General features: G+C 66.1%; 27 protein-coding genes. 18 read left to right on the top strand and 9 right to left on the bottom strand.

Annotated elements, in window-relative coordinates; translation table 11 throughout:
* Positions 1–75: 75 nt before the first annotated feature.
* From HFL01S_RS20420 to HFL01S_RS20400, 5 genes are read left to right on the top strand one after another with little or no spacing between them, the layout of a single operon-like run.
* Positions 76–627: a DUF6622 family protein gene (locus HFL01S_RS20420; protein WP_066262041.1), complete on the top strand. Its 552-nt coding sequence runs from the start codon at positions 76–78 to the stop codon at positions 625–627.
* Positions 628–671: 44 nt separating this feature from the next.
* Positions 672–974, top strand: a complete 303-nt coding sequence (locus HFL01S_RS20415; RefSeq protein WP_066262039.1) for a 2TM domain-containing protein — start codon at positions 672–674, stop codon at positions 972–974.
* 8 nt (positions 975–982) lie between these two features.
* Positions 983–2,062, top strand: a complete 1,080-nt coding sequence (locus tag HFL01S_RS20410) for an alpha/beta hydrolase family protein (RefSeq protein ID WP_066262036.1) — start codon at positions 983–985, stop codon at positions 2,060–2,062.
* Positions 2,059–3,147, top strand: a complete 1,089-nt coding sequence (locus HFL01S_RS20405) for a sensor histidine kinase (RefSeq protein WP_066262033.1) — start codon at positions 2,059–2,061, stop codon at positions 3,145–3,147. Before HFL01S_RS20410 ends, HFL01S_RS20405 begins: the two co-directional genes overlap by 4 nt.
* A complete protein-coding gene (locus HFL01S_RS20400; protein WP_066262032.1) occupies positions 3,144–3,947 on the top strand; it encodes a LytR/AlgR family response regulator transcription factor in 804 nt (267 codons plus the stop codon). Before HFL01S_RS20405 ends, HFL01S_RS20400 begins: the two co-directional genes overlap by 4 nt.
* Before the next feature lie 447 nt (positions 3,948–4,394).
* Here the strand turns inward: HFL01S_RS20400 and hutC are convergent, their stop codons facing one another.
* Positions 4,395–5,096, bottom strand: coding sequence for a histidine utilization transcriptional repressor HutC (gene hutC / locus HFL01S_RS20395; protein WP_066262031.1), 702 nt, complete (start codon positions 5,094–5,096; stop codon positions 4,395–4,397).
* Between the two features lie 128 nt (positions 5,097–5,224).
* On the opposite strand from hutC, the gene HFL01S_RS20390 reads away from it, so the two are divergent.
* From HFL01S_RS20390 to hutG, 6 genes are read left to right on the top strand one after another with little or no spacing between them, the layout of a single operon-like run.
* Entirely contained in the window at positions 5,225–6,550 is a 1,326-nt protein-coding gene (locus tag HFL01S_RS20390; RefSeq protein ID WP_066262029.1) for a YjiH family protein, read from the top strand.
* A gap of 26 nt (positions 6,551–6,576) precedes the next feature.
* Entirely contained in the window at positions 6,577–8,274 is a 1,698-nt protein-coding gene (hutU, locus tag HFL01S_RS20385) for a urocanate hydratase (protein ID WP_066262025.1), read from the top strand.
* 20 nt (positions 8,275–8,294) lie between these two features.
* Positions 8,295–9,836, top strand: coding sequence for a histidine ammonia-lyase (gene hutH, locus HFL01S_RS20380; protein WP_066262023.1), 1,542 nt, complete (start codon positions 8,295–8,297; stop codon positions 9,834–9,836).
* Positions 9,837–9,842: 6 nt separating this feature from the next.
* A complete protein-coding gene (locus HFL01S_RS20375) occupies positions 9,843–10,427 on the top strand; it encodes a HutD/Ves family protein (RefSeq protein WP_066262021.1) in 585 nt (194 codons plus the stop codon).
* Positions 10,424–11,641 carry an imidazolonepropionase gene (gene hutI / locus HFL01S_RS20370; RefSeq protein WP_066262019.1) on the top strand — a complete coding sequence of 406 codons (1,218 nt, stop codon included), beginning with the start codon at positions 10,424–10,426 and terminating at the stop codon, positions 11,639–11,641. Before HFL01S_RS20375 ends, hutI begins: the two co-directional genes overlap by 4 nt.
* Positions 11,638–12,588 (top strand): formimidoylglutamase, encoded by a 951-nt coding sequence (hutG, locus tag HFL01S_RS20365; RefSeq protein WP_066262016.1) that lies wholly within the window; start codon positions 11,638–11,640, stop codon positions 12,586–12,588. Before hutI ends, hutG begins: the two co-directional genes overlap by 4 nt.
* An 18-nt stretch (positions 12,589–12,606) precedes the next feature.
* On the opposite strand, the gene HFL01S_RS20360 is transcribed toward hutG, so the two are convergent.
* Positions 12,607–13,071: a hypothetical protein gene (locus tag HFL01S_RS20360; protein WP_084383528.1), complete on the bottom strand. Its 465-nt coding sequence runs from the start codon at positions 13,069–13,071 to the stop codon at positions 12,607–12,609.
* A gap of 133 nt (positions 13,072–13,204) precedes the next feature.
* Between HFL01S_RS20360 and HFL01S_RS20355 the strand changes: the two genes are divergently transcribed.
* Positions 13,205–13,810 (top strand): DUF924 family protein, encoded by a 606-nt coding sequence (locus HFL01S_RS20355; protein WP_066262010.1) that lies wholly within the window; start codon positions 13,205–13,207, stop codon positions 13,808–13,810.
* A 16-nt stretch (positions 13,811–13,826) separates the two neighbouring features.
* Here the strand turns inward: HFL01S_RS20355 and HFL01S_RS20350 are convergent, their stop codons facing one another.
* Complete coding sequence (locus HFL01S_RS20350) at positions 13,827–14,213, bottom strand: hypothetical protein (RefSeq protein WP_066262008.1); 387 nt, start codon at positions 14,211–14,213, stop codon at positions 13,827–13,829.
* Positions 14,214–14,356: 143 nt separating this feature from the next.
* On the opposite strand from HFL01S_RS20350, the gene HFL01S_RS20345 reads away from it, so the two are divergent.
* The gene (locus HFL01S_RS20345) at positions 14,357–15,301 is read left to right on the top strand and encodes a glutaminase (RefSeq protein WP_066262108.1); all 945 of its coding nucleotides are present in this window, start codon (positions 14,357–14,359) and stop codon (positions 15,299–15,301) included.
* A 22-nt stretch (positions 15,302–15,323) separates the two neighbouring features.
* Here the strand turns inward: HFL01S_RS20345 and HFL01S_RS20340 are convergent, their stop codons facing one another.
* The 5 genes from HFL01S_RS20340 to HFL01S_RS20320 all read right to left on the bottom strand — a co-directional run bounded on the left by HFL01S_RS20340 (position 15,324) and on the right by HFL01S_RS20320 (position 18,081).
* On the bottom strand, positions 15,324–15,803 hold the full coding sequence (locus HFL01S_RS20340; RefSeq protein ID WP_066262004.1) for a DUF2269 family protein: 480 nt from the start codon (positions 15,801–15,803) through the stop codon (positions 15,324–15,326).
* Positions 15,800–16,168 carry a DoxX-like family protein gene (locus HFL01S_RS20335; protein WP_066262001.1) on the bottom strand — a complete coding sequence of 123 codons (369 nt, stop codon included), beginning with the start codon at positions 16,166–16,168 and terminating at the stop codon, positions 15,800–15,802. The genes HFL01S_RS20340 and HFL01S_RS20335 overlap by 4 nt, the downstream gene beginning before the upstream one ends.
* Entirely contained in the window at positions 16,165–17,034 is an 870-nt protein-coding gene (locus HFL01S_RS20330; protein WP_066261996.1) for an NAD-dependent epimerase/dehydratase family protein, read from the bottom strand. The genes HFL01S_RS20335 and HFL01S_RS20330 overlap by 4 nt, the downstream gene beginning before the upstream one ends.
* A complete protein-coding gene (locus tag HFL01S_RS20325) occupies positions 17,031–17,483 on the bottom strand; it encodes a thiol-disulfide oxidoreductase DCC family protein (RefSeq protein WP_066261995.1) in 453 nt (150 codons plus the stop codon). Before HFL01S_RS20325 ends, HFL01S_RS20330 begins: the two co-directional genes overlap by 4 nt.
* Positions 17,484–17,547: 64 nt before the next feature.
* Positions 17,548–18,081: a GbsR/MarR family transcriptional regulator gene (locus HFL01S_RS20320; RefSeq protein ID WP_066261993.1), complete on the bottom strand. Its 534-nt coding sequence runs from the start codon at positions 18,079–18,081 to the stop codon at positions 17,548–17,550.
* Positions 18,082–18,279: 198 nt separating this feature from the next.
* Here HFL01S_RS20320 and HFL01S_RS20315 point away from each other — a divergent pair, with 198 nt between their 5' ends.
* The 5 genes from HFL01S_RS20315 (at position 18,280) to HFL01S_RS25215 (ending at position 24,080) form a co-directional block, all read left to right on the top strand.
* The gene (locus HFL01S_RS20315) at positions 18,280–18,912 is read left to right on the top strand and encodes a hypothetical protein (RefSeq protein ID WP_157538977.1); all 633 of its coding nucleotides are present in this window, start codon (positions 18,280–18,282) and stop codon (positions 18,910–18,912) included.
* Entirely contained in the window at positions 18,909–19,994 is a 1,086-nt protein-coding gene (locus tag HFL01S_RS20310; RefSeq protein ID WP_066261987.1) for a glycoside hydrolase family 19 protein, read from the top strand. Before HFL01S_RS20315 ends, HFL01S_RS20310 begins: the two co-directional genes overlap by 4 nt.
* A 64-nt stretch (positions 19,995–20,058) precedes the next feature.
* Positions 20,059–20,898: a hypothetical protein gene (locus HFL01S_RS20305; protein ID WP_066261981.1), complete on the top strand. Its 840-nt coding sequence runs from the start codon at positions 20,059–20,061 to the stop codon at positions 20,896–20,898.
* 72 nt (positions 20,899–20,970) lie between these two features.
* Positions 20,971–22,839: a glutamine--tRNA ligase/YqeY domain fusion protein gene (locus tag HFL01S_RS20300; RefSeq protein WP_066261976.1), complete on the top strand. Its 1,869-nt coding sequence runs from the start codon at positions 20,971–20,973 to the stop codon at positions 22,837–22,839.
* Between the two features lie 41 nt (positions 22,840–22,880).
* Positions 22,881–24,080 carry an esterase/lipase family protein gene (locus tag HFL01S_RS25215; protein ID WP_157538975.1) on the top strand — a complete coding sequence of 400 codons (1,200 nt, stop codon included), beginning with the start codon at positions 22,881–22,883 and terminating at the stop codon, positions 24,078–24,080.
* 220 nt (positions 24,081–24,300) lie between these two features.
* Here the strand turns inward: HFL01S_RS25215 and HFL01S_RS20295 are convergent.
* Positions 24,301–26,711: reverse transcriptase domain-containing protein (locus HFL01S_RS20295; RefSeq protein ID WP_066261974.1), on the bottom strand; the 2,411-nt coding region annotated here is incomplete at its 5' end.

Here is a 26,711-nt window from a genome sequence, read left to right as displayed (position 1 = left end):
TTCCGTCCCAGCGCGGTGGCGGGGCACACGGGCGGCCGGCACAGTGCATCCCATTGCCACCCGACGGAGAACCCCATGCTGATCCAGTTGCTGATGAACCACCCCGAAGCCGGCGTCGAGATCCTGCGACGCACCCCGACCTGGGTCTGGGGCCTGCTGGCCGGCCTGTTGTTGCTTGGCGCGATCCAGCTGCGCACACGCCAAGTCGGCCTGCGCCGCGCGGCCGGACCGGCGATCGGCCTGACCGCGTTCTCGCTGATCAGCCTGGGCAGCGACCTGGCCGCCGGCCCCTGGCTGGCCCCGGGCCTGCTGGTGTGGCTGGCCGCGGGCGCTCTGGTGCTGGCCTGGCGCGGCCCGCGCGCCCTGCCGCCAGACACCTCGCACGACCCGGCCACCGGCCTGTTCACCCTGCCTGGCAGCGCCCTGCCCCTGCTGACCATCGCCGCCATCTTCCTGCTCAAGTACGGCGTCGGCGTCGAGCTGGCCATCCAACCCGGCCTGCGCCTGGACCCGCTCTTTGCCCTCTCGATGGCCGCCGGTTACGGCGCCCTCACCGGCCTGTTCTCGGCACGGCCCGTGGCGCTCTGGCTCATGGCCGGCCGCCAGGACCGCGCGGTGAATGCCTGAGCCCACTTCCATCTGCACCCTCTTTCAACCCACAGGAGTCTTTCATGAACACCACACCGAACACCGACTTCAACAACGCGTCCGACATCGACCGCCTGGCCCGCCGCCGCGTCGGTGTCCGCCTGGGCTGGCTGACCCACGCCACGGTCTACCTGCTGGTCATGGGCGGCCTGACCGCGATGGCCCTCTGGCAGGGCCGCCACCCGCCCGTAGCGGCGGCCTTCGGCTGGGGCCTGGGCCTGGCAATCCACGGCCTGCGGGTCTTCGTGGCCGGCAAAGGTTCTGCCCTGCGCGAACGCCTGGTGGACGCCGAGCGCCAGCGCCTTGTCGCCCGCCGCGGCGCCTGAGGCAGGCCATGAACGCCGCCATCCTTCGCCGCGCACTGGCCGCCGCCCTCGGCGGGCTGGCCGCCCTGGCCGCCCAGGCCCAGGTCGGCATGAGCGCCTGGCATGTGCAGGCTCGCCAGGTCACACTGATTTACCCGACGCAGGCCGAGTCACGGCTCCAGTCCTTCGGCCCCTTCACCATCGACGTGGCGATCAACGCCGCGCCACTGGAGGGCCGCCAGCGCCTGATCGTGATCTCGCACGGCACCGGCGGCAGCGCCATCGCCGACCACGCACTCGCCGCCGCCCTGGCGCGCGCCGGCTTCGTGGTGGCCCAGCCGCAGCACGAGGGCGACAACTGGCAGGACACGCGCCAGGCCGGACCCGAGTCGTTCCGGCGCCGTCCGCAGGAGGTCATCGAGGTGATCGACGCGCTCGCCAGGGACCCGAAGTGGTCCGCCCGGATCGATTTCTCCAAAGTCGGCGTGCACGGCATGTCGGCCGGTGGCGTGACCGGCATCTCGCTGGCCGGCGGCCAGTGGCGCATGCTCAACTTGGTGCGCCACTGCCAGGCCCAATCGAAGACCGACGAGTCGTTCTGCTTCCAGGGTGCCAAGGACGGTGCCGCCCGAGCAGAACGCCAAGCCCAGTACGACCGCGCCAGGTACGTGCCCGAGTTCTTCCTTCCTGCCGAAGTCAAGACCGTGCACGGCGGTCGCACCCCATCGAAAGAGAGCGCCGAGGTACGCCCCGACCCGCGCATCGCCTCCATCACGCTCGCCGTGCCGCTGGCCACCATCTTCAGCGCCGAGAGTCTGGCGCGCATCCGCGTGCCGGTGGGTGTGGTGAGCGCGCAGCGCGACGAGGTGCTGGTGCCTCGGTTCCACTCCGACCACCTGCTCGCCCACTGCAAGGCCTGCACCCGCCTGGCCGACCTGCCCGGCGCGGGGCACTTCGACGTGCTCCGGCCCTGGCCGGAATCGATCGCGCGCGAGGTCGCGGCGCTGCAAGTGCGCGGCGGTGCGCCCGTGCCCGGCTTCGACGGTCGGCTGCGCGAGGCCGCGCATGCAAAAATCGTCGCCTTTCACCGCCAGCACCTGCAACCATGACCCTCCGCGACACCCTGCTGCGATGGCTGCCCGCCGACAGCCGGGCCGGCGTTGCGCGGCGCGTGGTGGTGGTCTGGGGCATGGCGCTGGTGATCGCCCTGTTCCAGTGGGCCACCCGCCCGGGCGAACACCCGCTGGACCGCTCGCTGGTCTACAGCTACGCCATCAGCACCGCCATCTGGCTGCTGGCCGACCCGCTGCGCGTGCTGATGCGGCGCTGGTTCGGCGCCACCGGCCCGCACTACTGGACGCCGTCATGGCGCACCGGGCTGCACATGCTGCTGTCGGTGATCGGGGGTTACGCCGCCGGCACCGCCGTGGGTGACGCCTACTCGGGGCACTCCACCTGGGAGCTGCTGGCGCTGTCGCCGCAGCGCTTCTGGACCTTCTGGCTGTCCACCCTGGCCATGAGCGCGGGCTTCGTGGTCTATTTTTCCCTGCGCGGCAAGTCCGAAGAACTGCAGCGCCAGGCCACCGAGGCGCGGCTGAAGCTGCTGGAAACCCAGCTCGAACCGCACATGCTGTTCAACACCCTAGCCAACCTGAGGGTGCTGATCCAGACCGACCCTCCGCGCGCCGTGGCCATGCTGGACCGGCTCAACGACTACCTGCGCGCCACCTTGCGCGGCTCGCGCGCCGACGCCACCGCCGGCACCCACACGCTGGCCGACGAGTGCGCGCGGCTGGGCGACTACCTCGAACTGATGGCGGTGCGCATGGGGCCGCGGCTGGCGTTTGGCTTTGATTTGCCGGCCGAACTGAAGGCGCACCCGGTGCCGCCGCTGCTGCTGCAGCCGCTGGTGGAAAACGCCATCCGCCACGGGCTGGAGCCGCGCGTCGAAGGTGGCCGCATCGACGTGACCGCGCGCCGCGAAGGCCAGACGCTGCGCATCGACATCACCGACACCGGCGTAGGCATGGCGCCCGACGCGCAGCGCCCGGGCACCGACGGCGGCTTCGGCCTGTCTCAGGTGCGCGAGCGCATGGCCAGCCTGCCCGGCGGCGCCGGTACCGTGCAGGTCAGCAGCCAGCAAGGCCAGGGCACCACGGTGCGGCTCACGCTGCCTTTTCAAAGCCACCCATGACACCCACCGCCCTGATCGCCGAAGACGAGCCCCTGCTGGCCGCCGCACTGCAGGCCGAGCTGGCGCGCGCCTGGCCCGAACTGCGCATCGCGGCGCAGGTGGGCGACGGCGCGAGCGCGGTGCGGCAGGCGCTGGCGCTGCGGCCGCAGGTGCTGTTCCTGGACATCCGCATGCCCGGCATGACCGGTCTGGAAGCGGCCGCCGAGCTGGCCGAGGAGTGGCCGGACGACCACCCCTTTCCCGCGCTGGTGTTCGTCACGGCCTACGACCAGTACGCGGTGCAGGCCTTCGAGGCGCAGGCGGTGGACTACCTGCTCAAGCCGGTGGTGCCCGAGCGGCTGGCGCGCACGGTGCAGCGGGTGCAGCAGCGGCTGCAGCAACGGATGGACGGGCAGGCGTCACCGGCGCCGGTGGGCAACACGGACGACGCGACCTTCGAGCGCCTGCGCGCCCTGCTCGCGGCCCCGGCGGCGCCTGCGCTGAAAGTGATCCAGGCCGGCGTGGGCACCACGATCCGGCTGGTGCCGGTGGACGAGGTGCTGGTGTTCGAGGCGGCGGACAAGTACATGCGGGTGCTGACAGGCGAGGCCGAGCTGCTGATCCGCACGCCGCTGAAGGACCTGTTGCCGCAGCTGGACGGCAGCGTGTTCTGGCAGGTGCACCGCGGCACGGTGGTGCGGGCGACCGCGGTGCGCACGGTGCATCGGGACGAGGCGGGCAAGCTGTGTCTGGAGGTGGCGGGGTTGAAGGAGCGGGTGCCGGTGAGTCGTCTCTATGCGGGGCGCTTTCGGGCGATGTGACGTTGTTTGGCGCGCCCGCGTTTCTCTGATGCACCTCGCGTCATGCGGGTGGTGAGGCCGGCGTTCTCCGGCTCACGCTCGCGGGCCACGCGCCCTGCCCGCCTGCATGCCTTCGTCAACCAGGTCACTGGCGCGCCAACTCTGTGGCAACCGCGAATGGAGCCTGCGCCCGCCGACCTCACCACCCGCATGCAGAACGACCTTGGTGCGCCGAAGAAGTCATGGGTCCGGTTGCCGTGCCTGTTCTGTTCGTCGCGCGCCCATCCGTCAGCAGGCTGGGACGTGGGGAGCCCGGGCGCAGGCTCCATTCGCGGTTGCCCACACGGTGGCGCACAGGCCCGTTGTTGACGAAGCAGCGCCGGCGAACAGGCACCGACGCCCGCGAGGTGAGCCGAAGAACGGGCACCCCACGTCCCAGCCCACCCAACAAGGCAGGCAAAAAGAAGCTCAAAAACTCCCAGTGAACTGGTACCGCGAAGCCGGGTGCCACATCGCCGCGACGGAAGCGATCTTGCCCATCGACCGCGTCTGCCGCCGCAGCACCAGACACGGCTCACCAAGAGGCATCGCCAGCATCTCGGCCACAGCCTGCGGTGGATGCATCGCCTCGATCTCGAACGACACCCCCTGCAGCGGCGCCACCCGCATCAGGTAGGCGTTGGGCGTCTGCGACGTGAAATCCTGCGTCAGGTAATCCGGCGCCACGGCCGGGTTCACGTGCCGGTCCTCCACCTGGATCGGCTGGTCGTTCTCGAAGTGCACCACCACCGAATGGAACAGCGTGTGAGACGGTGACACGCCGAACGCACGCCCCAGTGACTCGCCCGCCTTCACCCGCTCCAGCCTGTGCAGCTCGCTGCGGTGCCGGTGGCCGCGCGCCGCGATCTCCTCGGCGATGTTGCGGATCTCCACCAGCGTCGCCTGGTACTTCTGCTGCGCCACATAGGTGCCCGAGCCCTGCACCCGCTCGACGATCTGCTCCTCGCTCAGCTCGCGGATCGCCCGGTTCACCGTCATGCGCGAGACGCCGAATTCGCGCGCCAGCGCCTCCTCGCCCGGAATCGCATCGCCCTCTTTCCAGGTGCCGTCGTGGATGCGCGCCAGCACGTGGCGCTTGATGGTTTCGTAGGCGGGCAGCTTGTCGGACATGGGGTTTTCCCTTATTCGCCTGGCGATCAATGGTCTTGACAGGTCGGATTCTGGCCCATAAAGTTGTATATACATTTCAAACAAACAGAATCAAAAGCTGTCTGTCAGATCCTCCCAGGAGACACCGCATGAACCCCAGCGTCGCCGCCGCCAACGCCCCCAACCCCACCGCCGCCCTGCGCATGCTGGCCTACAGCAGCCTGGGGCTGGTGATGTTCTTCCTGCCGGTGGAAATCGCCGGCAAGACCACCATCCTGTTCGACCACGCCGCCACCTGGCTGGCCACGCAGCAGCGGCCGCTGGCGATTGCCTTCGTGCTGGCGCTCATGGCCTGGGGCGCGGCATCGCCCTTCATCAAAGGCAGCTGGCGCGCCAGCACCACCACCACCGTGTTCAGCGCGCTCAAGGTGCTGGGCCTGGTGCTGGCGCTGATGTACCTCACCGGCACCGGCCCCGCCGTGCTGTTCCAGAAGGACATGCTGCCCTTCCTGTTCGACAAGCTCGCCCTCACCGTCGGCCTGATCGTGCCGCTGGGGGCCGTCGCCCTGGCCTTCCTGGTCGGCTTCGGCCTGCTGGAACTGGTGGGTGTGCTGATGCAGCCCGTCATGCGCCCCATCTGGCGCACACCCGGCCACTCGGCCATCGACGCCGTGGCCTCCTTCGTCGGCAGCTACTCGGTGGGCCTGCTCATCACCAACCGCGTGTACCTTGAAGGCAAGTACACGGCGCGCGAGGCGGCCATCATCGCCACCGGCTTCTCCACCGTCTCGGCCGCCTTCATGATCATCGTGGCCAAGACGCTGAACCTGATGGACGCGTGGAACTTCTACTTCTGGTCCACCTTCGTCATCGCCTTCGCCGTCACGGCCATCACCGCCTGGATCCCGCCGATCTCGCGCATGGACCACACGGGCGGCGTGAGCGACGCCCTGCCCGCCGGCCGCAGCCGCTGGCAGGCCGCCTGGGACGCCGGCATGCACCAGGCCCGCAGCGCACCGTCGATCTGGCGCGTGCTCGCCGAGAACCTGCGCGACGGCATCGCCATGGCCAGCGCCGTGGTGCCCACCATCCTGGCCGTAGGCCTGATCGGCCTTCTGCTGGCGCGCTACACGCCGGTGTTCGAACTGCTGGGCCTGCTGCTCGTGCCCTTCGTCTGGATCGCCGGCCTGGCCGAACCCATGCTGACCGCCAAGGCCCTGGCTTCGGGCCTGGCCGAGATGTTCCTGCCCGCCATCCAGCTCAAGGGCGCCGACCCGGTGGTGCGCTACGTCGCCGCTGTGGTCTCGGTCAGCTCGGTGCTGTTCTTCTCCGGCTCGATCCCCTGCGTGCTGGCCACGCGCATCCCGCTGTCGCTGCGCCAGATGGTCGCCATCTGGTTCGTGCGCACCGTCTTCAGCCTGCTGATGGCCGCCGCCATCGGCCACTTCGCCCTCGCCCAAGGCTGGATCGCCTGATCCCGCCACCTTTCAGGAGTACCGACATGACCACCAACACCGACCCCCGCCTCGACCCCAGCCGCGTGATCCGCGCCCCGCGCGGCAACACGCTGACCTGCAAGAACTGGATTGCCGAAGCCGCCTACCGAATGATCCAGAACAACCTCGACCCCGAGGTGGCCGAAAACCCGCAGCACCTGGTCGTCTACGGCGGCATCGGCCGCGCCGCGCGCGACTGGGCCTGCTTCGACCAGATCCTCGCTTCGCTCAAGGACCTGAACGACGACGAGACCCTGCTGGTGCAGTCGGGCAAGCCGGTGGGCGTGTTCAAGACCCACAGCAACGCCCCGCGCGTATTGCTGGCCAATTCGAATCTCGTTCCCAAATGGGCCAACTGGGAACACTTCAACGAACTGGACCGCAAGGGCCTGTTCATGTACGGCCAAATGACTGCTGGCAGCTGGATCTACATCGGCAGCCAGGGCATCGTGCAGGGCACCTTCGAAACCTTCGTCGAGGCCGGCAAGCAGCACTACAACAATGATCTCTCGGGCAAGTGGATCCTCACCGCCGGTCTCGGCGGCATGGGCGGCGCACAGCCCTTGGCCGCCACGCTGGCCGGCGCCTGCTCGCTCAACATCGAGTGCCAGCAGAGCAGCATCGACTTCCGCCTGCGCACCCGCTATGTGGACAAGCAGGCGCGCGACATCGACCACGCGCTCGAACTCATCAAAGAGCACACCGCGAAGAAGGAAGCCGTCTCCATCGCCCTGCTGGGCAACGCGGCCGAGGTGCTGCCCGAGCTGGTCAAGCGCGCGAAGGCTGGCGGCATCAAGCCCGACCTGGTGACCGACCAGACCTCGGCGCACGACCTGATCAACGGCTACCTGCCCGTCGGCTGGACCGTGGAACAGTGGAAGGCCGCGCAGCGCGACCCGTCGCAACACGCTCGCCTGAGCGCCGAGGCCGCACAAGGCTGTGCGGTGCACGTGCAAGCCATGCTGGACTTCCAGGCCATGGGCATCCCCACCGTGGACTACGGCAACAACATCCGCCAGGTCGCGTTCGACCAGGGCGTGAAGAACGCGTTTGATTTCCCCGGCTTCGTGCCGGCCTACATCCGCCCAATGTTCTGCGAAGGCAAGGGCCCGTTCCGCTGGGTCGCACTCTCGGGCGATCCGGAAGACATCTACAAGACCGACGCCAAGATCAAGGAACTGTTCCCGGCCAACAAACACACCCACCGCTGGCTGGACATGGCGCGCGAGCGAATAGCCTTCCAGGGCCTGCCGGCGCGCATCTGCTGGCTGGGGCTGGGTGAACGCCATCTGGCGGGACTGGCTTTCAACGAGATGGTGCGCAAGGGTGAGCTCAAGGCCCCGATCGTGATCGGCCGCGACCACCTGGACACCGGCTCGGTGGCCAGTCCCAACCGCGAGACCGAGGCCATGAAGGACGGTACCGACGCCGTGTCCGACTGGCCGCTGCTCAATGCCCTGCTCAACACCGCCGGCGGTGCCAGCTGGGTCAGCCTGCACCATGGTGGCGGGGTGGGCATGGGCTACTCGCAGCACTCGGGCATGGTGATCGTGGCCGATGGCACGGATGCGGCGGCCGAGCGCCTGGCGCGTGTGCTGGTGAACGACTGCGGCTCGGGCGTGATGCGCCATGCGGACGCCGGGTATGAACTCGCCATCGCCACCGCCAAGAAGCAAGGCCTCAAACTGCCGATGATTGGCTGATCGAAAGAGACACCGCACCCATGAGCACCACCCTGACCCTGAACCCCGGCCAGATGACCCTGGCCGACCTGCGCGCCGTCTGGCAGCAGCCCGTCACCGTCGCGCTGACCAGTGAAGCCCGCGCCGCCATCGACGCCTCGGCCGCCGCGATCCACGCCATCGTCGCCAAGGGCGATGCGGCCTACGGCATCAACACGGGCTTCGGAAAACTCGCCAAGACCCGCATCCCCGACGAGCAACTGGAACAGCTGCAGCGCAACCTGATCCTGTCGCACTCGGTCGGCACCGGCGAGCCCATGAGCGACGCCACCGTGCGGCTGGTGATGCTGATGAAGGCGGCCAGCCTGTCGCGCGGTTATTCGGGCGTGCGCCCGGTGGTGATCGACACCCTGCTGGCGCTGCTCAACGCGGGCGTGATGCCGGTGATCCCGGTCAAGGGCTCGGTCGGCGCCTCGGGCGACCTCGCGCCGCTCTCGCACATGACGCTGGCGCTGATGGGCGAAGGCCCGGTGCGCGTGAACGGCGAGATCCGCCCCGCCGCTGAGGCGCTGAAGCAGGCCGGCATCGCCCCTCTCACGCTGGCCGCCAAGGAAGGCCTGGCCCTGATCAACGGCACCCAGGTATCGACCGCACTCGCGCTGCACGGCCTGTTTATGGCCGAGCGCCTGCTCGAAGCCGGCACCGCCATCGGCGCGCTCTGCGTCGACGCCGCCAAGGGCAGCGACGCGCCCTTCGACCCGCGCATCCACGCCGCGCGCGGCCAGCCGGGCCAGATCGCGCAGGCCGCCGTCACGCGCACGCTGCTGCAGGGCAGCGAAATCCGCCGCTCGCACATGGACAACGACGAGCGCGTGCAGGACCCCTACAGCCTGCGCTGCCAGCCGCAGGTCATGGGCGCCTGCCGCGACCTCATCAGCAACGCCGCGCGCACCCTGCTGACCGAGGCCAACGCCGTCACCGACAACCCGCTGGTGTTTGTGGACACCAACGAGGTGCTCTCGGGCGGCAACTTCCACGCCGAGCCGGTCGCCTTTGCGGCCGACACGCTGGCGCTGACCATCAGCGAGATCGGTGCCATTTCCGAGCGCCGCATCGCGCTGCTGATCGACAGCACGCTCTCGGGCCTGCCGCCCTTCCTGGTGGACAACCCGGGCCTCAACAGCGGCTTCATGATCGCCCACGTCACCGCCGCCGCGCTGGCGTCGGAAAACAAGTCGCACGCCCACCCGGCCAGTGTGGACAGCCTGCCCACCAGCGCCAACCAGGAAGACCACGTGAGCATGGCCACCTACGCCGGGCGCCGCCTGGCCGAGATGGCCGACAACACCGCCACCATCCTCGGCATCGAATGGCTGGCCGCCGCGCAGGGCGTGGACTTCCACCGGCCGCTCACCACCTCGCCGCGCCTGCAGGCCACGCACTCCACGCTGCGCGCGCAGGTGCCGTTCTACGACCAGGACCGCCTGTTCGCGCCCGACATCGAAGCCGCGCGCGGCCTGGTGTTGCAGGGCCGCGCGGCCGAGGGCAACGCCGACGCGCTCGCCGGCCTCTGGACCCACTGAGGCGCCATGCGGCAGGTCGTCACAAGCGATGTCCCCGCGGTGCCCTGGCGCAACGGCGGCGGGCTCACGCGCGAGCTGCTGGCCTGGCCCTCGCCGCAGGACTGGCGCTGCCGCCTCAGCGTGGCGGACATCGCCAGCGACGGTCCGTTCTCGGCCTTTCCCGGCGTGGCCCGCCATTTTGTGGTGCTCGAAGGCGATGGCGTGGCGCTGGACTTCACCGGCCGCGAGCGTGAACAGCGCCCCGGTGACGCGCCGCTGGTGTTCGACGGCGCTTCGGCGCCCGCCTGCCGCCTGCTGGGCGGCCCGGTGCGCGACCTCAACCTGATGAGCCGCGGCGGCTCGGGAGGCATGGCCGCCGTGTTGCCTGGCGCCGCCTGGCAAGCCCCCGTCGGTGCCCAGGCCGGCCTGTTCGCGCGGGTGCCAGGCCGCTGGCGCAACGGAACGGAAGAACTCACCCTGCCCGCCCTCGGCTTGCTCTGGTTCGACACACCACCGCCGGGCGACTGGCGCTTCGAACCCGACGCCCCCGCAACACCCGAAGCGCCCGTTGGCTGGTGGCTGCACCACATCCCCGAAGGCATCACCCCATGACCACCACCACCCTCTGGCACAACGCCCGCCTCGCCACGCTGGACGCCAGCCACGGCACCGACGGCTGGGGCCTGGTCGACGACGGCGCCTTGCTCACCGTCGGCGACCGGATCACCTGGGTCGGCCCGAACCGAGGCCTGCCCGCCCACGCACGGCCCGCACACGAGGTGGACCTCGGCGGCCTGCTGGTCACCCCCGGCCTGATCGACTGCCACACCCACCTGGTCTACGGCGGCCACCGCGCGGCCGAGGCCGAGATGCGGCTCAACGGCGCCAGCTACGAGGCCATCGCCCGCGCGGGTGGCGGCATCCGCTCCACCGCGGCGGCCACGCGCGCCGCCAGCGACGACGAGCTTTTCGCCAGCGCCGCCCGGCGCCTGCGGGTGCTGATGGCCGAGGGCGTGACCACGCTGGAGATCAAGTCCGGCTACGGCCTGTCGCTGGAGGCCGAGGCGTGCTGCCTGCGCGTGGCGCGCCAGCTCGGCAGCGACCGCCGCGTCGACGTGCGCACCACTTTCCTGGGCGCGCACGCCCTGCCGCCGGAATTCGAGGGCCGGCCAGACGACTACATCACGGCGGTGTGCGAATGGCTGCCGGCGCTGCACGCGCAGGGCCTCGTGGATGCGGTCGACGCCTTCTGCGAGAACATCGGCTTCACCCCGGCCCAGACGCGGCGCGTGTTCGAAGCCGCACGCGCGCTGGGCCTGCCAGTCAAGCTGCACGCCGAACAGCTCTCCGACCAGGGCGGCGCCGCGCTGGCGGCCTCGTTCGGCGCGCTCTCGTGCGATCACCTGGAACACCTGAGCAGCGAAGGCATAGCAGCGATGAAGGCCGCCGGCACCGTGGCCGTGCTGCTGCCCGGCGCTTTCTACATGCTGCGCGAAACCAAGCTGCCGCCCATCGCGGCGCTGCGCGAGGCGGGCGTGCCCATGGCCGTGTCCACCGACCACAACCCCGGCACATCCCCCGGCCTGTCGCTGCTGCTGGCGGCCCATATGGCCTGCGGCTTCTTCCGCCTCACACCGCTGGAAGCCGTGCGCGGCATCACCGTCCACGCCGCACAAGCGCTCGGCCTGCACGACCGCGGCCAGCTCGCCGCCAGCCAGCGCGCCGACTTCGTCGCCTGGGACCTCGACCACCCGAACGAACTGGCCTACTGGTTCGGCCACAACCCCTGCCGCCGTGTTGTGGCGGCGGGCCTGGAGCGCACATGAACACCTCTGAGCACAGCCCCTTCGTCTGGCAAGGCCGGACCGACAGCGAAGAAGTCGGCGACAGCCGCCGCTGGCACCACGTGGTGCGCCCCTTCGACGCTGCCTCGCAGGACGGCGTGGCCCTGATCGGCTTTGCGGTCGACGAGGGCGTGCGCCGCAACGGCGGCCGGCCCGGCGCCGCCGAGGGCCCGCGCGCGCTGCGCGGCGCGCTGGCCAACCTTCCGGTTCTGGGCGAACCCGCGCTGTGGGACGCGGGCGACGTGGACGGCGCCAGCCACACGCTGGAAGACGCGCAAGAGGCCCTGGCCGGACGCATCGCCAGCGTGGTGACCCAGGGCTGCCGGCCGCTGGTGCTGGGTGGCGGCCACGAAATTGCCTGGGGCACGTTCCAGGGCATCGCGCGCGCACACCCCGACCGGCGGCGCGTGCTGATCGTCAACCTCGACGCCCACTTTGACCTGCGTTTGGCCGCCCAGGGCAACTCGGGCACACCGTTCCGCCAGATCGCCGACTGGTGCCAGGCCCAGGGCCGGCCGTTCGACTACCACGTGCTGGGCATCAGCCGCTTTGCCAACACGCAGGCGCTGTTCGACCGCGCGGCCGCGCTGGGCGTGCGCCACCGTCTGGACGAAGAACTGCAGTCCGCCGAGCAGCTGGCGCAGGCGCAGGCCACACTGGCCGACGACCTCGCGCGCTGCGACGGGGTCTATCTGACGATCTGTCTGGATGTGCTGCCGGCACCGTGGGCGCCCGGCGTCTCGGCCCCGGCCCCACTGGGCCTGCCGCTGGCCCATGTGGAAGCGCTGGTGGACCAGGTGATGGCCAGTGGCCGCGTGCTGGCAGCCGACCTGGCAGAACTCAACCCCCCGCTCGACGAAGGGGGGCGCACCGCGCGCGTGGCCGCCCGGCTGGCGGCACGCATCGCGCGCGGCTTCGCGGCCCGCTGAGGGCCGCGGCGGCCGGCATCAGTCGCGGCGGTCCCTGTCGTGACCGCGGCCATGGCCGCGACCGTGGTCGTGCCAATGACCATGACCACGCCCACGACCGCGGTCGTCCCAACGGTCCGGGCGGTCGCGCCAGTGGCCACCGATCACCACCGGGCGGGGTGGCGCATAGACCACCGGCGGGCCGTACACCACGGCGGGCGGGCGCTGGTAGTACACCGGGGCGGGCTGCACCACCACCGGCGGCGGTGCGTAGTAATAGGCAGGGGGCTGGTAATAGGCGGGGGGCTGGTGCACCACCACCGGCGCGTTGGAGGCGCCGATGCTGACGCCGGGGCCGTTCACGCCGACCGACCAGTACACATCGCGTGCTTGCGCCTGGCTGGCGGCGGTGGACAGCGCCCAGGCGCCGGCCACCAAGCTCACGGCGGCCAGGCCACGGGCCCAAGCCGAGGTGCGGTGCAGGCTGGGTGAGAGGGTGTTCATCGTGAGGTTCTCCATGTGTCGGGGCCTGGATTCGGACCCGGTGCCTGAATTACAGGTTGAATCCCGGTAACCTGCACCCCACGGCCGGTCAAACTCGTAGCCATTCGTAACAACAACCCCCTGGTTTACCCGCATGTCTGCCACTCCCAAGGACATTCTCGATTTCTGGTTCGGCGACGGCCTGTCGACCGGCTGGCCCAGCGACGACCGCAGCGCACTCTGGTTCGGCGGCGGCCCCGCGCTGGACCAGCAGATCAGCGAGCGCTTCGGCAGCCGCATCGGGCAGGCGCTGGACGGTCAGCTCGTCGAGTGGGAAAGCAGTCTGCTGGACCGGCTGGCGCTGATCATCCTGCTGGACCAGTTCACCCGCAACGTGCACCGGGGCCAGGCCCGCGCGTTTGCCGGCGACGGCCGGGCGCAGCGGCTGGTGCTGCAGAGCCTGGCGCTCGAACAGGACGCCGATCTGCCCACCATCGGCCGGGTCTTCCTCTACATGCCGCTGATGCACGCCGAAAGCCCGGCGCTGCAGGACGAATGTGTGCTGAAGTTCGAGGCCCTGGTGCGCCAGAGCCCGCCCGCGCTGCAGCAGAAGCTGCAGGGCAACCTCAAGGCCGCCCGCGAACACGCCGACATCGTGCTGCGTTTCGGCCGCTTTCCGCACCGCAACGCCGTGCTCGGCCGCAACAGCACGCCCGAAGAAACCGGGTTTCTCACCCACGGGCCGCGTTTCGGCCAGTGAGTGCGAGTGCGGGCGTTCAGTTGCCCAGCACGAACATCAGCGCGGCCCCCGCCAGCGCGCCGACCAGCAGCATCACCACCTGCTTGATGCCACCGCCCTGGTGCGCGGGCGGCAATTCGTCGGGCAGATCGTCCGCCACGGTGTCTTCCACCGGCGGCGCCTTGTAGGCCTGATCCACCGCCACACCGATGCGCCGCAGCGGGCTGCCCGGGGCAGCCCAGGAGGCCCACAGGCCGTGCGCCTCGGAAGGCACCACCGCACCGCGCTCCACCGCCGCCTCCAAGTCGCTCCAGCGAATCAGCACCTGGACTGAAGGCAGGAACACGTCATCCACCTGCGTGGATTCCCACTCGGACTGCTCGTCCATCACGAAGGTGTCCGGGTTGTCCTGGTCCTTGTTCATCGTCGGGGTCCCTCAGTCGGCGCGGCGCTTCAGCCTGTTTTAAAAGTGAGGCCAACGATATCGGAAACCGTCTGCCGCTGACACCCCCGAAACGCTCCCCCTGTCGGCTTATGGCGCCCACCCGCCTAGAATCCGCGCCCACCATGACAAAGCGCACCGACCTGCCGGCCCTGCTGGCCGAGATCCACCACGACGCCCAGGCGCTGTTCGGCCAGGGCCGCGTGGCCGGCTACATCCCGGCGCTGGCCGAGGTGCCGCCGCGCCAGTTCGGTCTGGCCATCGCCACCGTCGACGGCCAGACCCACAGCGTGGGCGACGCCCACACGCCGTTTTCGCTGCAGAGCATCACCAAACTGTTCACCTTCGTGCTGGCGCTCAAGATCGAAGGCGACGCGGTATGGCAGCGGGTGGGCCGCGAGCCCTCCGGCGCCGCCTTCAACTCCATCGTCCAGCTCGAAACCGAAAACGGCATCCCGCGCAACCCCTTCATCAACGCGGGCGCGCTGGTCATCACCGACATCCTCACCACCCGTTACGCCCACCTGGACTACGCCCTGCTCGGCGCGCTGCGCCGACTGGCCGACGAACCCAACCTGCACTGGAACCCGCGCGTGGCGCGCAGCGAGCGCGAGACCGCGCACCGCAACATGGCCATGGCGTATTTCATGAAGAGCCACGGCAACTTCCGCAACGAGCCCGAGACCGTGCTGGACAACTACTGCCGCCAGTGCGCCACCGAAATGAGCTGCGCCCAGCTGGCCCAGGCCACCCTGTTCCTGGCCAACGACGGGCGCGACCTGGGCCGACTGGGCGAACCGGACGAACAGTTCCTCAGCGCCGACGCCACGCGCCGCGTCAACGCCCTGCTGCTGACCTGCGGCGCCTACGACGCGGCAGGCGACTTCGCCTACCGCATCGGCCTGCCGGTGAAGACCGGCGTGGGCGGCGGCATCGTCGCCATCGTGCCCGGCGTGGGCACCGTCGCAGTCTGGTCGCCCGAGCTGGACGCCAAGGGCAACTCGGTGCTTGGTGCGTTCGCGCTGGAGCGGCTGGTGCAGGGCACCGGCTGGGGACACACCAGCATCTGACCGATCCCCGACAAACGGGCGCTCAGCCCCACAGCGGTGGCTTGACCACCATCAGCGCGAACACCACCAGCATGGCCGCGAAAGCCGGGTAGCCCAGGCCTTCCCACCAGCGGGCCATGTGCCAGTAAGCAGCGGGCAATGTCCCATCACCCCGGGCGGATGACACCGCCGCCAGCCGCGCCATGCGGATCTGCAGCGCCACCACGGGCAGCCAGCAGGCCCCGGCGAACGCATAGCGCCCCAGCGACAGCGCAATCCACGGCGTGGTCAGGGGCCAGCCGGCCAGATTCGCCATGGCGAAGCCGCTGAGCGGCTGCACGATCACGGCCGGGGTCGTCATCCACCAGTCGGCCCGGACCACCAGGCGCGAGACCACCGCCTGCGCCGGCACCGAGCCGCTGCGGTGCGCCATGAAGAGGTAGAAGGCAGAGCCGAAGCCCGTGCCCACCAGCACCACGCTGGAGACGATGTGCAATGTCTTGACCCACAGGTACAGGTTCATGGTGTTCCTCTTTCGCAAGGCTCATGGGCACCGCGCCACAGCAGCGCGGCAATCGGCAGGTTCTTCAGCAGCGGCCCCAGCGGATGCAGCCATTCGCCCGGCACCATGGCGCTGGCGAACACGGTGAACAGCGCCACCACGGCCAGCCCCGCGCGGCAGGCCGGCGGACCCGGGCGCCACGCCAGCCAGGCACCCATCAGCACATCCACTGCGATGCCGCCGGCCACCAGCGGCGACACCATCGCCTCGGGCACCCAGCCCGGCGCACGCACCAGCCCGTGGCTGATGCCGCCCCAACCCAGCGCCGACACCACGGCCGTGCCCCACCACAGCGCCACCAGGCTCCAGCGCTCGGGTGCGTTCATACGGCCTCCACCTGCGCACGCGTCGCACCCGCCTGCGGCCAGTGCCGCACCGACACCGGTGCCCGCCCCAACAGCCTATGCAGCGTGGCCGCTTCGGCCGTGTTGGGCCGCGCCAGCAGGGCCAGGGTCTCGCTGCCCCAGGGCGTCAGCGGCACGGCGTCGCCCAGCCGTGCACTCCAGCGGCTTGGCGCATCCGGCAGCAGTACGACGCGGGCCGGCCCGTGGCCCAGCGCCTCGCGCCAGTGCGCAATCAGCGCCTGCAGGGTAAACACCTCCGGCCCGGCCAGCTCGAACGTGCCCTGCACCTCCGGCCGCAGACCGGCCACCACCGCAGCGGCCAGATCGTCAACGTGCAGAGGTTGCGCCCGCCCGCGCGCCACCGGCGCCGGCAACAACAGCCAGGGCCACCGGGCCAGCGCGCGGAACAGCCCGCTGGACACGCCGCCCTCACCCACGACGATGCTGGGGCGCAGCACCACCGCTTCCAGCGCCCCGCGCGCGGCCAGCGCCAGCAAATGCTCGTCCGCGGCGCGCTTGCTGCACGCGTAGGCGGTCGGGTTGTCCTCGATGCCTAGGGCCGAGACCTGCACCACCCGCCGCACGCCCGCACTGGCGCATGCGTCGAAGAGTGCCTGCGGCCCGCTGGCGTGCGTCGGCCAGATCGGGCGCTGGCGCGAGTCGCGCAGCACCCCCACCGTATTCACCACCGCATCCACACCCGAGAGATACGGCAGCCAGTCCTCGGCCGCCGTAGCCCGCGCCATGTCCACCCGCGGGCGGCTCACCAAGGTGTGCCCTGCGTCGTGCAACGCCCGCGCCACATGCCGCCCCACAAACCCCGACGCTCCCAGCAACCAGACGTTCATGATCCGCCCCTCTCGCACACACCGCCGGAACAGGCCGGCACCGCCCTCTGTGCCGCCCGGCGCATGGCGGTCTCGAACACCAGGTGCGCCAGCCAGCGGGGAAACAGATACCGGTGCCTAGCCACCCACGGGTACAGCCGGTCGGCCAGCGGCCGCAACCCCGGCGAGCTCAGCGAGCGCGCCACCCATGAGAGATCCACAGCCTCGTACATGGCCACAAAGGTGTCCACCCCGCGCAGCCAGGCGCCGTCCGGTGCCCGCGCGTGCAGCAACCCAGCCAGCTCTTCCCGCGTCACGCCGGCCGGTACCTGAAAGTCCGGCGCCGCGATGTCCACGAAACGCAGGCGCTGCGCTCGCTGGTTGCGCAGCATCAGATTGCGCATCTCTGCCAGGCACACCGGACAGCCGCCGTCGTAGTACAGGGTCAGCGGGTACAGGCTGGTGGTCATTGCATCGCTCCTTGTTTTTTTTATTTCTGTCAAAACAGAAATACACAATCAAAAAAAAGCCCGGTCAGCTGCCGCTGTCCGAGCGCACGAACTTCTGCACCGACGCGCCCAGGCGCATCACCTTCTCCAGCGTGGCGGGCGACAGGCGCAGCATCTCGTCCGTCCAGGCACCCAGCGTCTGCATGAAACGCAGCGTCTCGCGCACGCGGTCTTGGGCGTCGGGCGTTTCGCTCTCGAACTCGGGTGAGGCCACCAGGGTCTGCAGCATCTGCACCGTCGGCACGAACTCGCGCTCCTTGCGCTGGCGCACGATGGTGCGGAACAGCTCCCAAACGTCAGAAGAGGTTTCAAAGTAGTCGCGCCGGTCGCCCAGCACCTGCGTCTGCCGCACCAGGCCCCAGTTGCGCAACTCGCTCAGGCTGGTGCTCACATTCGAGCGGGCCACCACCAGCGTGGTCGCAATCTCTTCAGCGTGCAGCGGGCGACCGTGGAAAAACAGCAGGGCGTGGATCTGGGCCACGGTCCGGTTCACGCCCCAGGCGGTCCCCATTTCACCCCAGTGCACCACGAAGCGGCGGGCAGATTCGGTCAGTTCCATGGGTTCGATGGTGCGTCCGTCTGAAATTTCTGTCAAGACAGAAATTTTTTTACAACATACCACTGGACTACTCGGTGCCCTGCCAGGTTCCCGCCCCAGGATTGCCCCGTTTGCGGGATTGCAGCGCACGCCGCAATCGGCACAATGCGGCCACCTGTCACACACCCCGCCCGAGCCCATCGGCGGCTGCAAACCAACATGAACCATTCACCACGCTTTCGCGGCTTTACAGCGGCATCGGTGCTGCTGGGCGCCATCACCGCGGTTTCACTGAGTGCCTGTGCCGCAGGCCCGGCATCTTCAACAGCAGCCGACCGCAAGACTCAGGTCACCCACCTCTGCAAACCTCAGGAATCGGTTCGTTTCTCTTGCGAACTGCACGATCACCGGCTGTTGTCCATGTGCGCGTCGCAGGACCTCGCAACATTCAAAGGCCCACTCAAGGACAACCCGGGCTATGCCTATCTGGTCGTCGGCACACCGCAAGGGGTGGTGCAGCACAGCTACCCGCCCAATCCATACGACTACAAACAACACTTCTACAAAGGCGTTTCCGCCCACGTTGTTCCGTACCTGTTTGTCACGTCCGAGAAGGGAGAGTTCTTCTTCTTCTCGGAACAGGACGCCGCCGACCCGCAGGGGGGTGGTGGCTGGACGCGGGAGAATTTGCCCGACGGCTGGTCCATCACCACAAAGGACAAGAGCCGCGCATGTGCCCGTGTGCTGGAGTTCGACCCTTACTTTGCCGCAGGTGTGACGCGCGATTCGGTCTGGAAGGAGAAGGAGCGGGAGCGACTTGAAGCCGAAAAAGCCAAGGCCAAACAACCATGAGCGCCAACGACCCCGTCGTTCCGGGGCTTGCCACAGCCCGGCAGCGCGAGCGGGCCGAGTCGCTGTTGGTGACCGCCTACCGCAGCGGCATCACCGACGCCAAGGAACTGGCGAATTTCATGGGGCAAACGCAGCACGAGAGCCAGAACTTCTCTCGCCTTGAGGAAAACTTGAACTACCGGGGTTCCGTCCTGTGGGACACCTTCAAGGGCGGAGGCAAGGTACCGCCCCGCAACGGACCCACCGAAAAGGAAGCCGGAGAACTGGCGGCCATCGAGGACCCTCAGCAGCGGCGACAGGCGATTGCAAACAAGATTTACGGCGGTGAATGGGGAAAGGATGCCCTTGGGAACACCGAACCGAATGATGGCCACAAGTACCGAGGCCGCGGCTACATCCAGTTGACCGGACGTGACAACTACGCTGACTACCAGCGAAAAACCGGACTGGACTTGGTCAACCGACCCGAGCTGGCAGCAGACCCAAGCAACGCCGAAACATTGGCCATTCAATACTGGAAAGACAACGTCCAGCCAAAGACTAAAGACCGAGCCAGCGTCACGGACGCGGGTTCGATCATCAACACCGGCAGGGTCGGTCGAACAGTCAAAGGCCTCGAAGACCGCCAAGCCAACGCCACCGCCTGGACTGCGGCCCTCGACAAAGGCTACCTCCAGGACGCGCTCTACCGCCGCCCCGAGGCGCTGGCCCAGTTGGGCGACACCAGCCGCGAGCTGCTGCGGGACGCCGAGCGCCATGTCCGGGCGTTGGCGGACAAGCACAAGCTCACCTGGGACCGGGGCATGGACAACACCGTCTTTGCCGTCGCCCAGTCAGCCCGCGAACAGGGCATGACCGACATCACTGGCCTCAAGGTCGTTGACGGCCAGATCCGGTTCGCGCAGCAGGCCAAGGGCGAGCCGCTGCGCGAAACGCAGATCGACGCCAAGGTGGCGGCCAACACCGGGGTGGACGAGTCTGTGGGCCATATGGTGCAGGCAGACAAGGCGCCGGTTCAAAGTGCGGCGACCGCGTCGGCACCCGAGCCGGTTCGCGTGCAGGAACCTGCGCTCGCCCACTGATCCCTCCCCTGGGGCCCGACGACACGCCTGTTTTCTGCGTTCAACGAGGTAGGCAAGGCAACCAATGAAGAAAGTCTTTTTCCCGATGTTGATCGCGGTGGCGATGGCAGCTGGCGCTCAACCGACAAACACCAGCAGCGGGGGCAAGTCCAAGGTGTCGGCGCCGTTCGCAGGTAGTTGGGTGTCCTGCGGGCGCAACGACTCCCCCGACCTGTGCAGCCGCTACCTGTTGCTACAGCGGGGAAAGCGAATCTGCGGCACCTGGTCGTATGTCGCGTCTTACAAGAGCTACGACGGCAGGGTTGTCGCCGAAGCAGTCTCATCTGTCGAAGCACGGCGCACCCGCATTTGCGGGCGCCCGGGCAGTGAGACCCGCACCGAGTGTGAAGACGGCTGGGAAACCATCGACCGCCCCTTGCATCTGTGCGATGAAAAGCTCGGCGATCTGGATGGCAAGGGTGGCCGTTGCTACGCCGGATTCGTCCGAGTCAAGCGTCCGGACCCGTCGCTTGAAGAACTCGCCGCGGAGCCATGGGTCCAAGCCTGTCTTTCGGACCAGGAGGAGGTACCCGCCCAGCAAACGAACCCCACGCACGACGAAGCAGCATGGCTGAAAGAGATTTACGGCGCACCGATCCCCAATGTGGCCACCCAGCGGGCCGACACCAGCAGCATCGTCGCCAGCCGTCTGCCGATCGGGACCAGCAGAGGCAGGGCACTGGAGTTTCTGCGCGGTCTTGGTGAAGGGAATGTCGATGAGTCGGCCAGCGACATCGTTTACTCGACCCATCGCGGCGAGGGGATCAAAGGAAATCGTCGCGACATCCTTATCAAGCTCCACCTCGGACCCGACCAGAACATCAAGTCCATCAGCTCATACATCGACAAGTCGAACAACATCTAGGTCGGGGCAGAGTTTCGAGACCTGAAGAAGCAGCAGCCCGAGACCCTGCAAGCGCCGGCCTAGAATGGCCGGATGAGCTCGAACACCCCCAAAAACGCCCCTTCCAACGCCTCTAAAAACAACGTTCCCGCCGCCGCAGACGGCGAGGAGCACAAGGTCTCCAACTTCCTGCGCCAGATCATCGAAAAAGACCTGGAGCAAGGCACCTACGCCCAGCGCCAGTGGGGCGGCGGCCCGGGTGATGCCGCCTTCCACGATGCCGGCCAGCCCGACCCGGCCAAGATCCGCACCCGCTTCCCGCCCGAACCCAACGGCTACCTGCACGTGGGCCACGCCAAGAGCATCTGCCTGAACTTCGGCCTGGCGCGCGACTACGGCGGCGTCTGCCACATGCGCTTTGACGACACCAACCCCGAGAAGGAAGAAAAGGAGTACGTGGACTCCATCCTCGACGCGGTGCAGTGGCTGGGCTTCAACTGGCAGAGCAGCTTCAACGGCAAGACCGAAGACCACCTGTACTACGCGTCGAACTACTTCGACTTCATGTACCGCGCGGCCGAATACCTCATCACCGCCGGCCACGCCTATGTGGACGAACAGACCGCCGAAGAAATGCGCGTGAACCGCGGCGACTTCGGCAAGCCCGGCGTGGACAGCCCCTTCCGCACGCGCACACCCGACGAGAACCTGGCCCGCTTCCGCGAGATGCGCGACGGCAAACTGGCCGACGGCGCCGCCGTGCTGCGCGCCAAGATCGACATGGCCTCGCCCAACATCAACATGCGCGACCCGGCCATCTACCGCATCCGCCGCGCCACGCACCACAACACGGGCGACGCCTGGTGCATCTACCCCATGTACACCTTCGCGCACCCCATCGAGGACGCGCTGGAGCAGATCACCCACAGCATCTGCACACTGGAATTTGAAGACCAGCGCCCGTTCTACGACTGGCTGCTGGAGCGTCTGTGCGAAGGCGGCCTGCTCAAGGCCCCGCCGCCGCGGCAGTACGAATTTGCGCGCCTGAACCTGACCTACGTGATCACCAGCAAGCGCAAGCTGGCGCAGCTGGTGAACGAGAAAAAAGTCAGCGGCTGGGACGACCCGCGCATGCCCACCATCGTCGGCCTGCGCCGCCGCGGCTACACGCCCGAAGCCATCCAGCTGTTTGCCGAACGCATCGGCGTGACCAAGAGCGATTCCTGGATCGACTACAGCACGCTCGACGGCTGCCTGCGCGAAGACCTGGAAAACAAGGCCCACCGCGGCATGGCCGTGCTCGACCCCGTCAAGCTGGTGCTCACCAACTGGGCCGAGGTGTTCGGCTCTGACGGCTACACCGAAGACTGCACCCAGCCCGCCCTGCCCCACAGCGCCATTGCCGAAGGCCAGACCCCGCCGCCAGACCGCGTGTTCAAGATCGGCAAGGACGTGTGGATCGAGCGCGAAGACTTTGAAGAAGTGCCGCCCAAGGGCTACAAGCGGCTTTTCCCCGGCAACGTCGTGCGCCTCAAAGGTGGCTACGTCATCGAATGCACGGGTTGCGCCAAAGACGCCGACGGCAAAGTGACCGAAGTGCACGCCAAAGTGATTGCCGGCACCAAGAGCGGCACCCCCGGCGCCGACAGCGTCAAGGCCAAGGCCGCCATCACCTGGGTCAGCGCGGCCAGCGGCGTGAGCGCCGAAGTGCGCCTGTACGACCGCCTGTTCACCGACCCGCAACCCGACGCGGGCGGCAAGAACTTCCTGGACGCCCTGAACCCCGACAGCCTGAAGGTGGTGACGGCGGTCGTGGAGCCATTACTGGCCGCCGCGAAGCCGGATCAGAAATTCCAGTTCGAACGGCACGGCTACTTTGTGGCCGACCGCGCGGACCACGGCGTGGGCGGGAAGGTGGTGTTCAACCGGGTGACGGGGTTGAAGGATAGTTGGGGAAAGTAGTCGCGACAGGCCGCACCCATGAATAGTGGAGGATTTTGACAATGATCCGATTCGTACTTTCGATCTTTCTTACTTTTAATCTTCTTGGCTGCGCTTCATCCAGCATAGAAATTCCGTCGACCATTTCGCTTTCCTCAAACCAAGCCGAGAAAGCGATCGTTTTTATTCATGGCCTAAACGGCCATCCCGAAGAGAGCTGGAAGAATCCAGAAACAAATGAAGTATGGACAAAGCTATTAGCAGAAGATATTGATATATCAAGGGAATTCAGGATTTTTTCTTTATCATACAACGCCGGTCTGCTAAATGGAAATATGACCCTAAAGGAGATGGGGCAGAGTCTTAGAGCAGATATTAAGAATATCGGACTTGCATCAGGAAAGCAATTCAAGGAAGTCTATTTTATCGCCCACTCAATGGGAAATCTCGCCCTGCGCTCTCTGATGGCCGAAGAGCCAGACTTCTTTTCAGAAGTAAAAATACCGCTAATAATATCAATGGGCTCCCCATCCAATGGATCCGACCTTGCAGCCATTGGAAAGTTGTTTTTACCTAACAATTCCGCACTATCCAACCTCACAAGCTCAAACAATTCATATCTCACAGAAATCAATAGAAAATGGCGTGAGTCTCAAGGAGACACACGAATTTCTTGTGGCTATGAAAAACTACCGACCTCAGCAATAGGGTTTGTGGTACCACAAGACTCGGCGACTGCAGTATGCAATGGATCTTTGTGGCCAGTTTCTGCCAACCACGTATTTATGGTAAAACCACGAAACACTCAAGATCGAATATATGTCTGGACCAAAGATGAGATTTTGAGCACATCCCACAGTCCAAAACTGCAAGCCCTCGTGCGATTTCAGAACGCATTTTCACAATCTTCATCAAAAGCAGCAACACAAGGTCAACCAAAGAAGCCCGACAACCCACCAAAGGCAGCCACTAATACAGTCAGTTTATCTGACATTAAAGATGCAGTAGCCGGCATGCTTTACGATCAAATTCCAGCATTTCTATACAAAACCGTTCCACAAATCAAAGACGGGATAGACTGCAATGATCTAGCGCTGCTAGCAAGCAAGGCGGTTTACTCAGAAGCTGGCAATATAGTTGTCAACTTAGCAAAATATGTCAGAAGACCCCTCAGCGAAGGATGCATGCGGAAGATTAGCTCCACGGTTCTATACACGGATCAGAGCCGAGCAGCACAAGCTCTTCTCCTTTCGTCGCAATGATTAATTGTGCAATGGGGAGAGGCCTTTTGCATACGGCTAGAAGGCGAATTCCGACATAACCCCAACACAGAACTACCGTGTTTACTCGCGCTCGCCTTTGGCGGGCATTTGGCCTAAGCTCACTAAGGCCACGCCTGGGAAGTCCAGACATTTGCTCGCATGCAGATTCATCTGACCTCTGGCCGAAGCTAAACTGCCGTGCTCAGAGTCCAGCGTTGGGTTACTCTGCTGGTAGTACCCTGCGGCCAGAATCAATTTCGAATCCGTCCGGCACTGGCTTGAACGGTCTGGTTGGGGAGCGGTTGCTACTTTGGAACTGACGTAGCGCCTGCACATCAACATCTCCGATCACGCAATAATCTGTAATGCCGCCCTTGACCCGCAGCAAATCGCGCTGCCAACTTTCCTTGAACGGAGCGCGGATACGACTGTCTCCGTACTGTCGGTCGTTGCATTGGACGATGTAGGCGTGAATATCGAGAGCGGCAGATTCGACCAGTGCATTGAAAGTTTCGGTGTCTTGGTTCCACTCGGGCACAAACAGCGCATCCACCTTTCCGCGTAAGGCAGCGCGATAGCTGATGTTAGTTAGCTCGCTACAGATAAGCAGAGCAAAGCGCAGGTCACCATGTTGCAGAATAGGCGGAATCTTCCAAGTCTTATCAGGCCTCAATTCAAGCCCAGCGAGGCGTTTCAGTTCCTGTTCCTCATGCAGGGCCGGGCGCTGCTTATCTTGGCGGTAAATCATCAGCGACGGAAAGCCTAGGCCATCGTGTGAAAGAGCTGCCCAAACTTGGTTGCGCACCCTTGACTTGCGGGCATGCAGGTACTCAACCCCGGTGATCAACGAAATACCTCGCCCCTGTAGCTTGCGGACGATACGAATGAACCAGTGTGCTGGTAGGGCAAGCTCCGGCAAAACCAGATAACGGCTTTGCTGCGGTTGGGCGATTACGCCATCTAGTAAACGGCACAAGCGGGCATAGCGGTCGACGTCTGGATCAGGCATGCGCATGACCGAGGCAGTCCAACTTGCCATGCCTGTTTTCCAACTGGAGACTGCAATTCCGTAACGGCGCTGGGGCTGGCCATCTGAAATTTGCAGTACGCCATGCTTGTCAAAGCAAGGGGCGACGTCGCCGAGCTTGAAGCCGCGCACTGCAAGTACGACGGCTTGCATGGTCCTGCGCTGCATAGCGTCATAGGCTGACTTGTTCAGAATGAACAGTTCCGGCAAGTTGAACGGACGCGTCGCAAACAGCAGCCCGTGTGGAACACCTTTGCAGCTGAGCCATTGGGCCAGTTGCCTGATGCCGTCCAGCACGCTAACTGGGAGCAGGTCGATGGCATTGGTACAGGTAACCACCGTCTTCTTGGCCGGAATCCCACGCTGGGCCACCATCTCCTTCGGCAGGCCAATAAAGCGGAAAGGCAAGTGCGCCAGATCAAACGAGAAAAGCCGAGCCTGCTGGGCTTGATAGCCCTTGACTGAAAAATCCCGAGACATGAACTCCCAGCCGGGAAGCCAGCGGTCCTGCCAGTCCTTCAGGTACTTGTCCCAATTCTGTTTGCCAGCTTTTGAAAGGCGTGGCGGAAAGGCTGCAGTGATGGACTCCAAAATACTTCGAGCAAGCTGACTGCGCCACTTAGCAAGGTTGTTCGGCAGGTCGGATGGATCGTCTTCTGGACTCGCCTTGATGCCCAAGCTGCAACCAGCCTGCACCTGCTCGTATATCTTTTCAAGTGCCGAAAGAATCTTGTGCAGGTCCTCAAAGTCCTCGCAAGCCGTGGCCAGCCTTATTACCCGAGGCAGGTAGACCGCCAGATCAAAAAACTGCGGCAAAACCAGCACATGCTGAACAAAGGCACCGAAGAAGGCTCGGCGATGCTCTTTCCAAGCTTCTGGCGGAAGGTCACGCTCATAGGCTTCGAAATCACGCAGTTTGATTGCAAAACCAGCTCGGCGCATGGTCAGCGCATCGGCTTTGCGCAAATTGTCTGCGGCCTCGCCATCGCTTTGCGTGGCGGCAAGAAGGTCAGTGCCCACGTGACTTGCAGAACGTGGCAGACGGGGCATGGCACGCCATTCGCTCGCTCGCTCGTGTATCTGGTGGGCAATCGCATCGACCAGTGTTTTGCCAGGCTCGTCAGCCAGCATGAAGACCTTGTTTTTGGCGTTTGCAAAGAGGATCCGGCTGCCACGCAAATAGTCGGGCTGATATCTGATCTGCTTTCCCTTCTGGTCTGGCACCCAATCGAGCTTACCATCTGAGCGCGTAAACAACCATTCCCACAGATCATTGGTAGATCGAAAACTAGCACCGTTCTCCATTACCAACAGGATATCATCTACATAGCGGCCGTAATAAAGCGGCACTATTTGCCGCTCAACCATTCGATCCAGTTCCGCCAGGGCGACATTTGCAACGACTGCAGAAGCAGGCAATCCGACTGGCAAGCCCTTCTTCAGAGGGGTGGCAGAAGCCCAAGCTTTTAGCGCGTTAATGAACAAGCGGTGGAGCTTGGTTTGAGGGGCGGACAATTCCACCCCCATCACATCGACCACGAAAGCCGGGTCGAGCATGAAGTCTGGGTTGAGCTCATGGTAGAAGGAACTGACATCCGCCGTTA

This window comes from Hydrogenophaga flava NBRC 102514 (assembly GCF_001571145.1).
GTDB lineage: Bacteria > Pseudomonadota > Gammaproteobacteria > Burkholderiales > Burkholderiaceae_C > Hydrogenophaga > Hydrogenophaga flava.
Note: the sequence above shows the minus strand (reverse complement) of the source record. Positions and strands in the feature narration are given on the sequence as shown.

Coding starts and splice junctions, on each gene's coding strand:
- hutC (WP_066262031.1), bottom strand. CDS start 5,096: ATGTCCGACAAGCTGCCCGCCTACGAAACCATCAAGCGCCACGTGCTG.
- HFL01S_RS20300 (WP_066261976.1), top strand. CDS start 20,971: ATGAGCTCGAACACCCCCAAAAACGCCCCTTCCAACGCCTCTAAAAAC.
- HFL01S_RS20350 (WP_066262008.1), bottom strand. CDS start 14,213: ATGAACAAGGACCAGGACAACCCGGACACCTTCGTGATGGACGAGCAG.
- HFL01S_RS20410 (WP_066262036.1), top strand. CDS start 983: ATGAACGCCGCCATCCTTCGCCGCGCACTGGCCGCCGCCCTCGGCGGG.
- HFL01S_RS20330 (WP_066261996.1), bottom strand. CDS start 17,034: ATGAACGTCTGGTTGCTGGGAGCGTCGGGGTTTGTGGGGCGGCATGTG.
- HFL01S_RS20400 (WP_066262032.1), top strand. CDS start 3,144: ATGACACCCACCGCCCTGATCGCCGAAGACGAGCCCCTGCTGGCCGCC.
- HFL01S_RS20345 (WP_066262108.1), top strand. CDS start 14,357: ATGACAAAGCGCACCGACCTGCCGGCCCTGCTGGCCGAGATCCACCAC.
- HFL01S_RS20390 (WP_066262029.1), top strand. CDS start 5,225: ATGAACCCCAGCGTCGCCGCCGCCAACGCCCCCAACCCCACCGCCGCC.
- HFL01S_RS20360 (WP_084383528.1), bottom strand. CDS start 13,071: ATGAACACCCTCTCACCCAGCCTGCACCGCACCTCGGCTTGGGCCCGT.
- HFL01S_RS20405 (WP_066262033.1), top strand. CDS start 2,059: ATGACCCTCCGCGACACCCTGCTGCGATGGCTGCCCGCCGACAGCCGG.
- HFL01S_RS20315 (WP_157538977.1), top strand. CDS start 18,280: ATGAACCATTCACCACGCTTTCGCGGCTTTACAGCGGCATCGGTGCTG.
- HFL01S_RS20320 (WP_066261993.1), bottom strand. CDS start 18,081: ATGGAACTGACCGAATCTGCCCGCCGCTTCGTGGTGCACTGGGGTGAA.
- HFL01S_RS25215 (WP_157538975.1), top strand. CDS start 22,881: ATGATCCGATTCGTACTTTCGATCTTTCTTACTTTTAATCTTCTTGGC.
- HFL01S_RS20415 (WP_066262039.1), top strand. CDS start 672: ATGAACACCACACCGAACACCGACTTCAACAACGCGTCCGACATCGAC.
- hutU (WP_066262025.1), top strand. CDS start 6,577: ATGACCACCAACACCGACCCCCGCCTCGACCCCAGCCGCGTGATCCGC.
- HFL01S_RS20340 (WP_066262004.1), bottom strand. CDS start 15,803: ATGAACCTGTACCTGTGGGTCAAGACATTGCACATCGTCTCCAGCGTG.
- HFL01S_RS20305 (WP_066261981.1), top strand. CDS start 20,059: ATGAAGAAAGTCTTTTTCCCGATGTTGATCGCGGTGGCGATGGCAGCT.
- HFL01S_RS20310 (WP_066261987.1), top strand. CDS start 18,909: ATGAGCGCCAACGACCCCGTCGTTCCGGGGCTTGCCACAGCCCGGCAG.
- HFL01S_RS20375 (WP_066262021.1), top strand. CDS start 9,843: ATGCGGCAGGTCGTCACAAGCGATGTCCCCGCGGTGCCCTGGCGCAAC.
- HFL01S_RS20355 (WP_066262010.1), top strand. CDS start 13,205: ATGTCTGCCACTCCCAAGGACATTCTCGATTTCTGGTTCGGCGACGGC.
- HFL01S_RS20335 (WP_066262001.1), bottom strand. CDS start 16,168: ATGAACGCACCCGAGCGCTGGAGCCTGGTGGCGCTGTGGTGGGGCACG.
- hutI (WP_066262019.1), top strand. CDS start 10,424: ATGACCACCACCACCCTCTGGCACAACGCCCGCCTCGCCACGCTGGAC.
- hutH (WP_066262023.1), top strand. CDS start 8,295: ATGAGCACCACCCTGACCCTGAACCCCGGCCAGATGACCCTGGCCGAC.
- HFL01S_RS20420 (WP_066262041.1), top strand. CDS start 76: ATGCTGATCCAGTTGCTGATGAACCACCCCGAAGCCGGCGTCGAGATC.
- hutG (WP_066262016.1), top strand. CDS start 11,638: ATGAACACCTCTGAGCACAGCCCCTTCGTCTGGCAAGGCCGGACCGAC.
- HFL01S_RS20325 (WP_066261995.1), bottom strand. CDS start 17,483: ATGACCACCAGCCTGTACCCGCTGACCCTGTACTACGACGGCGGCTGT.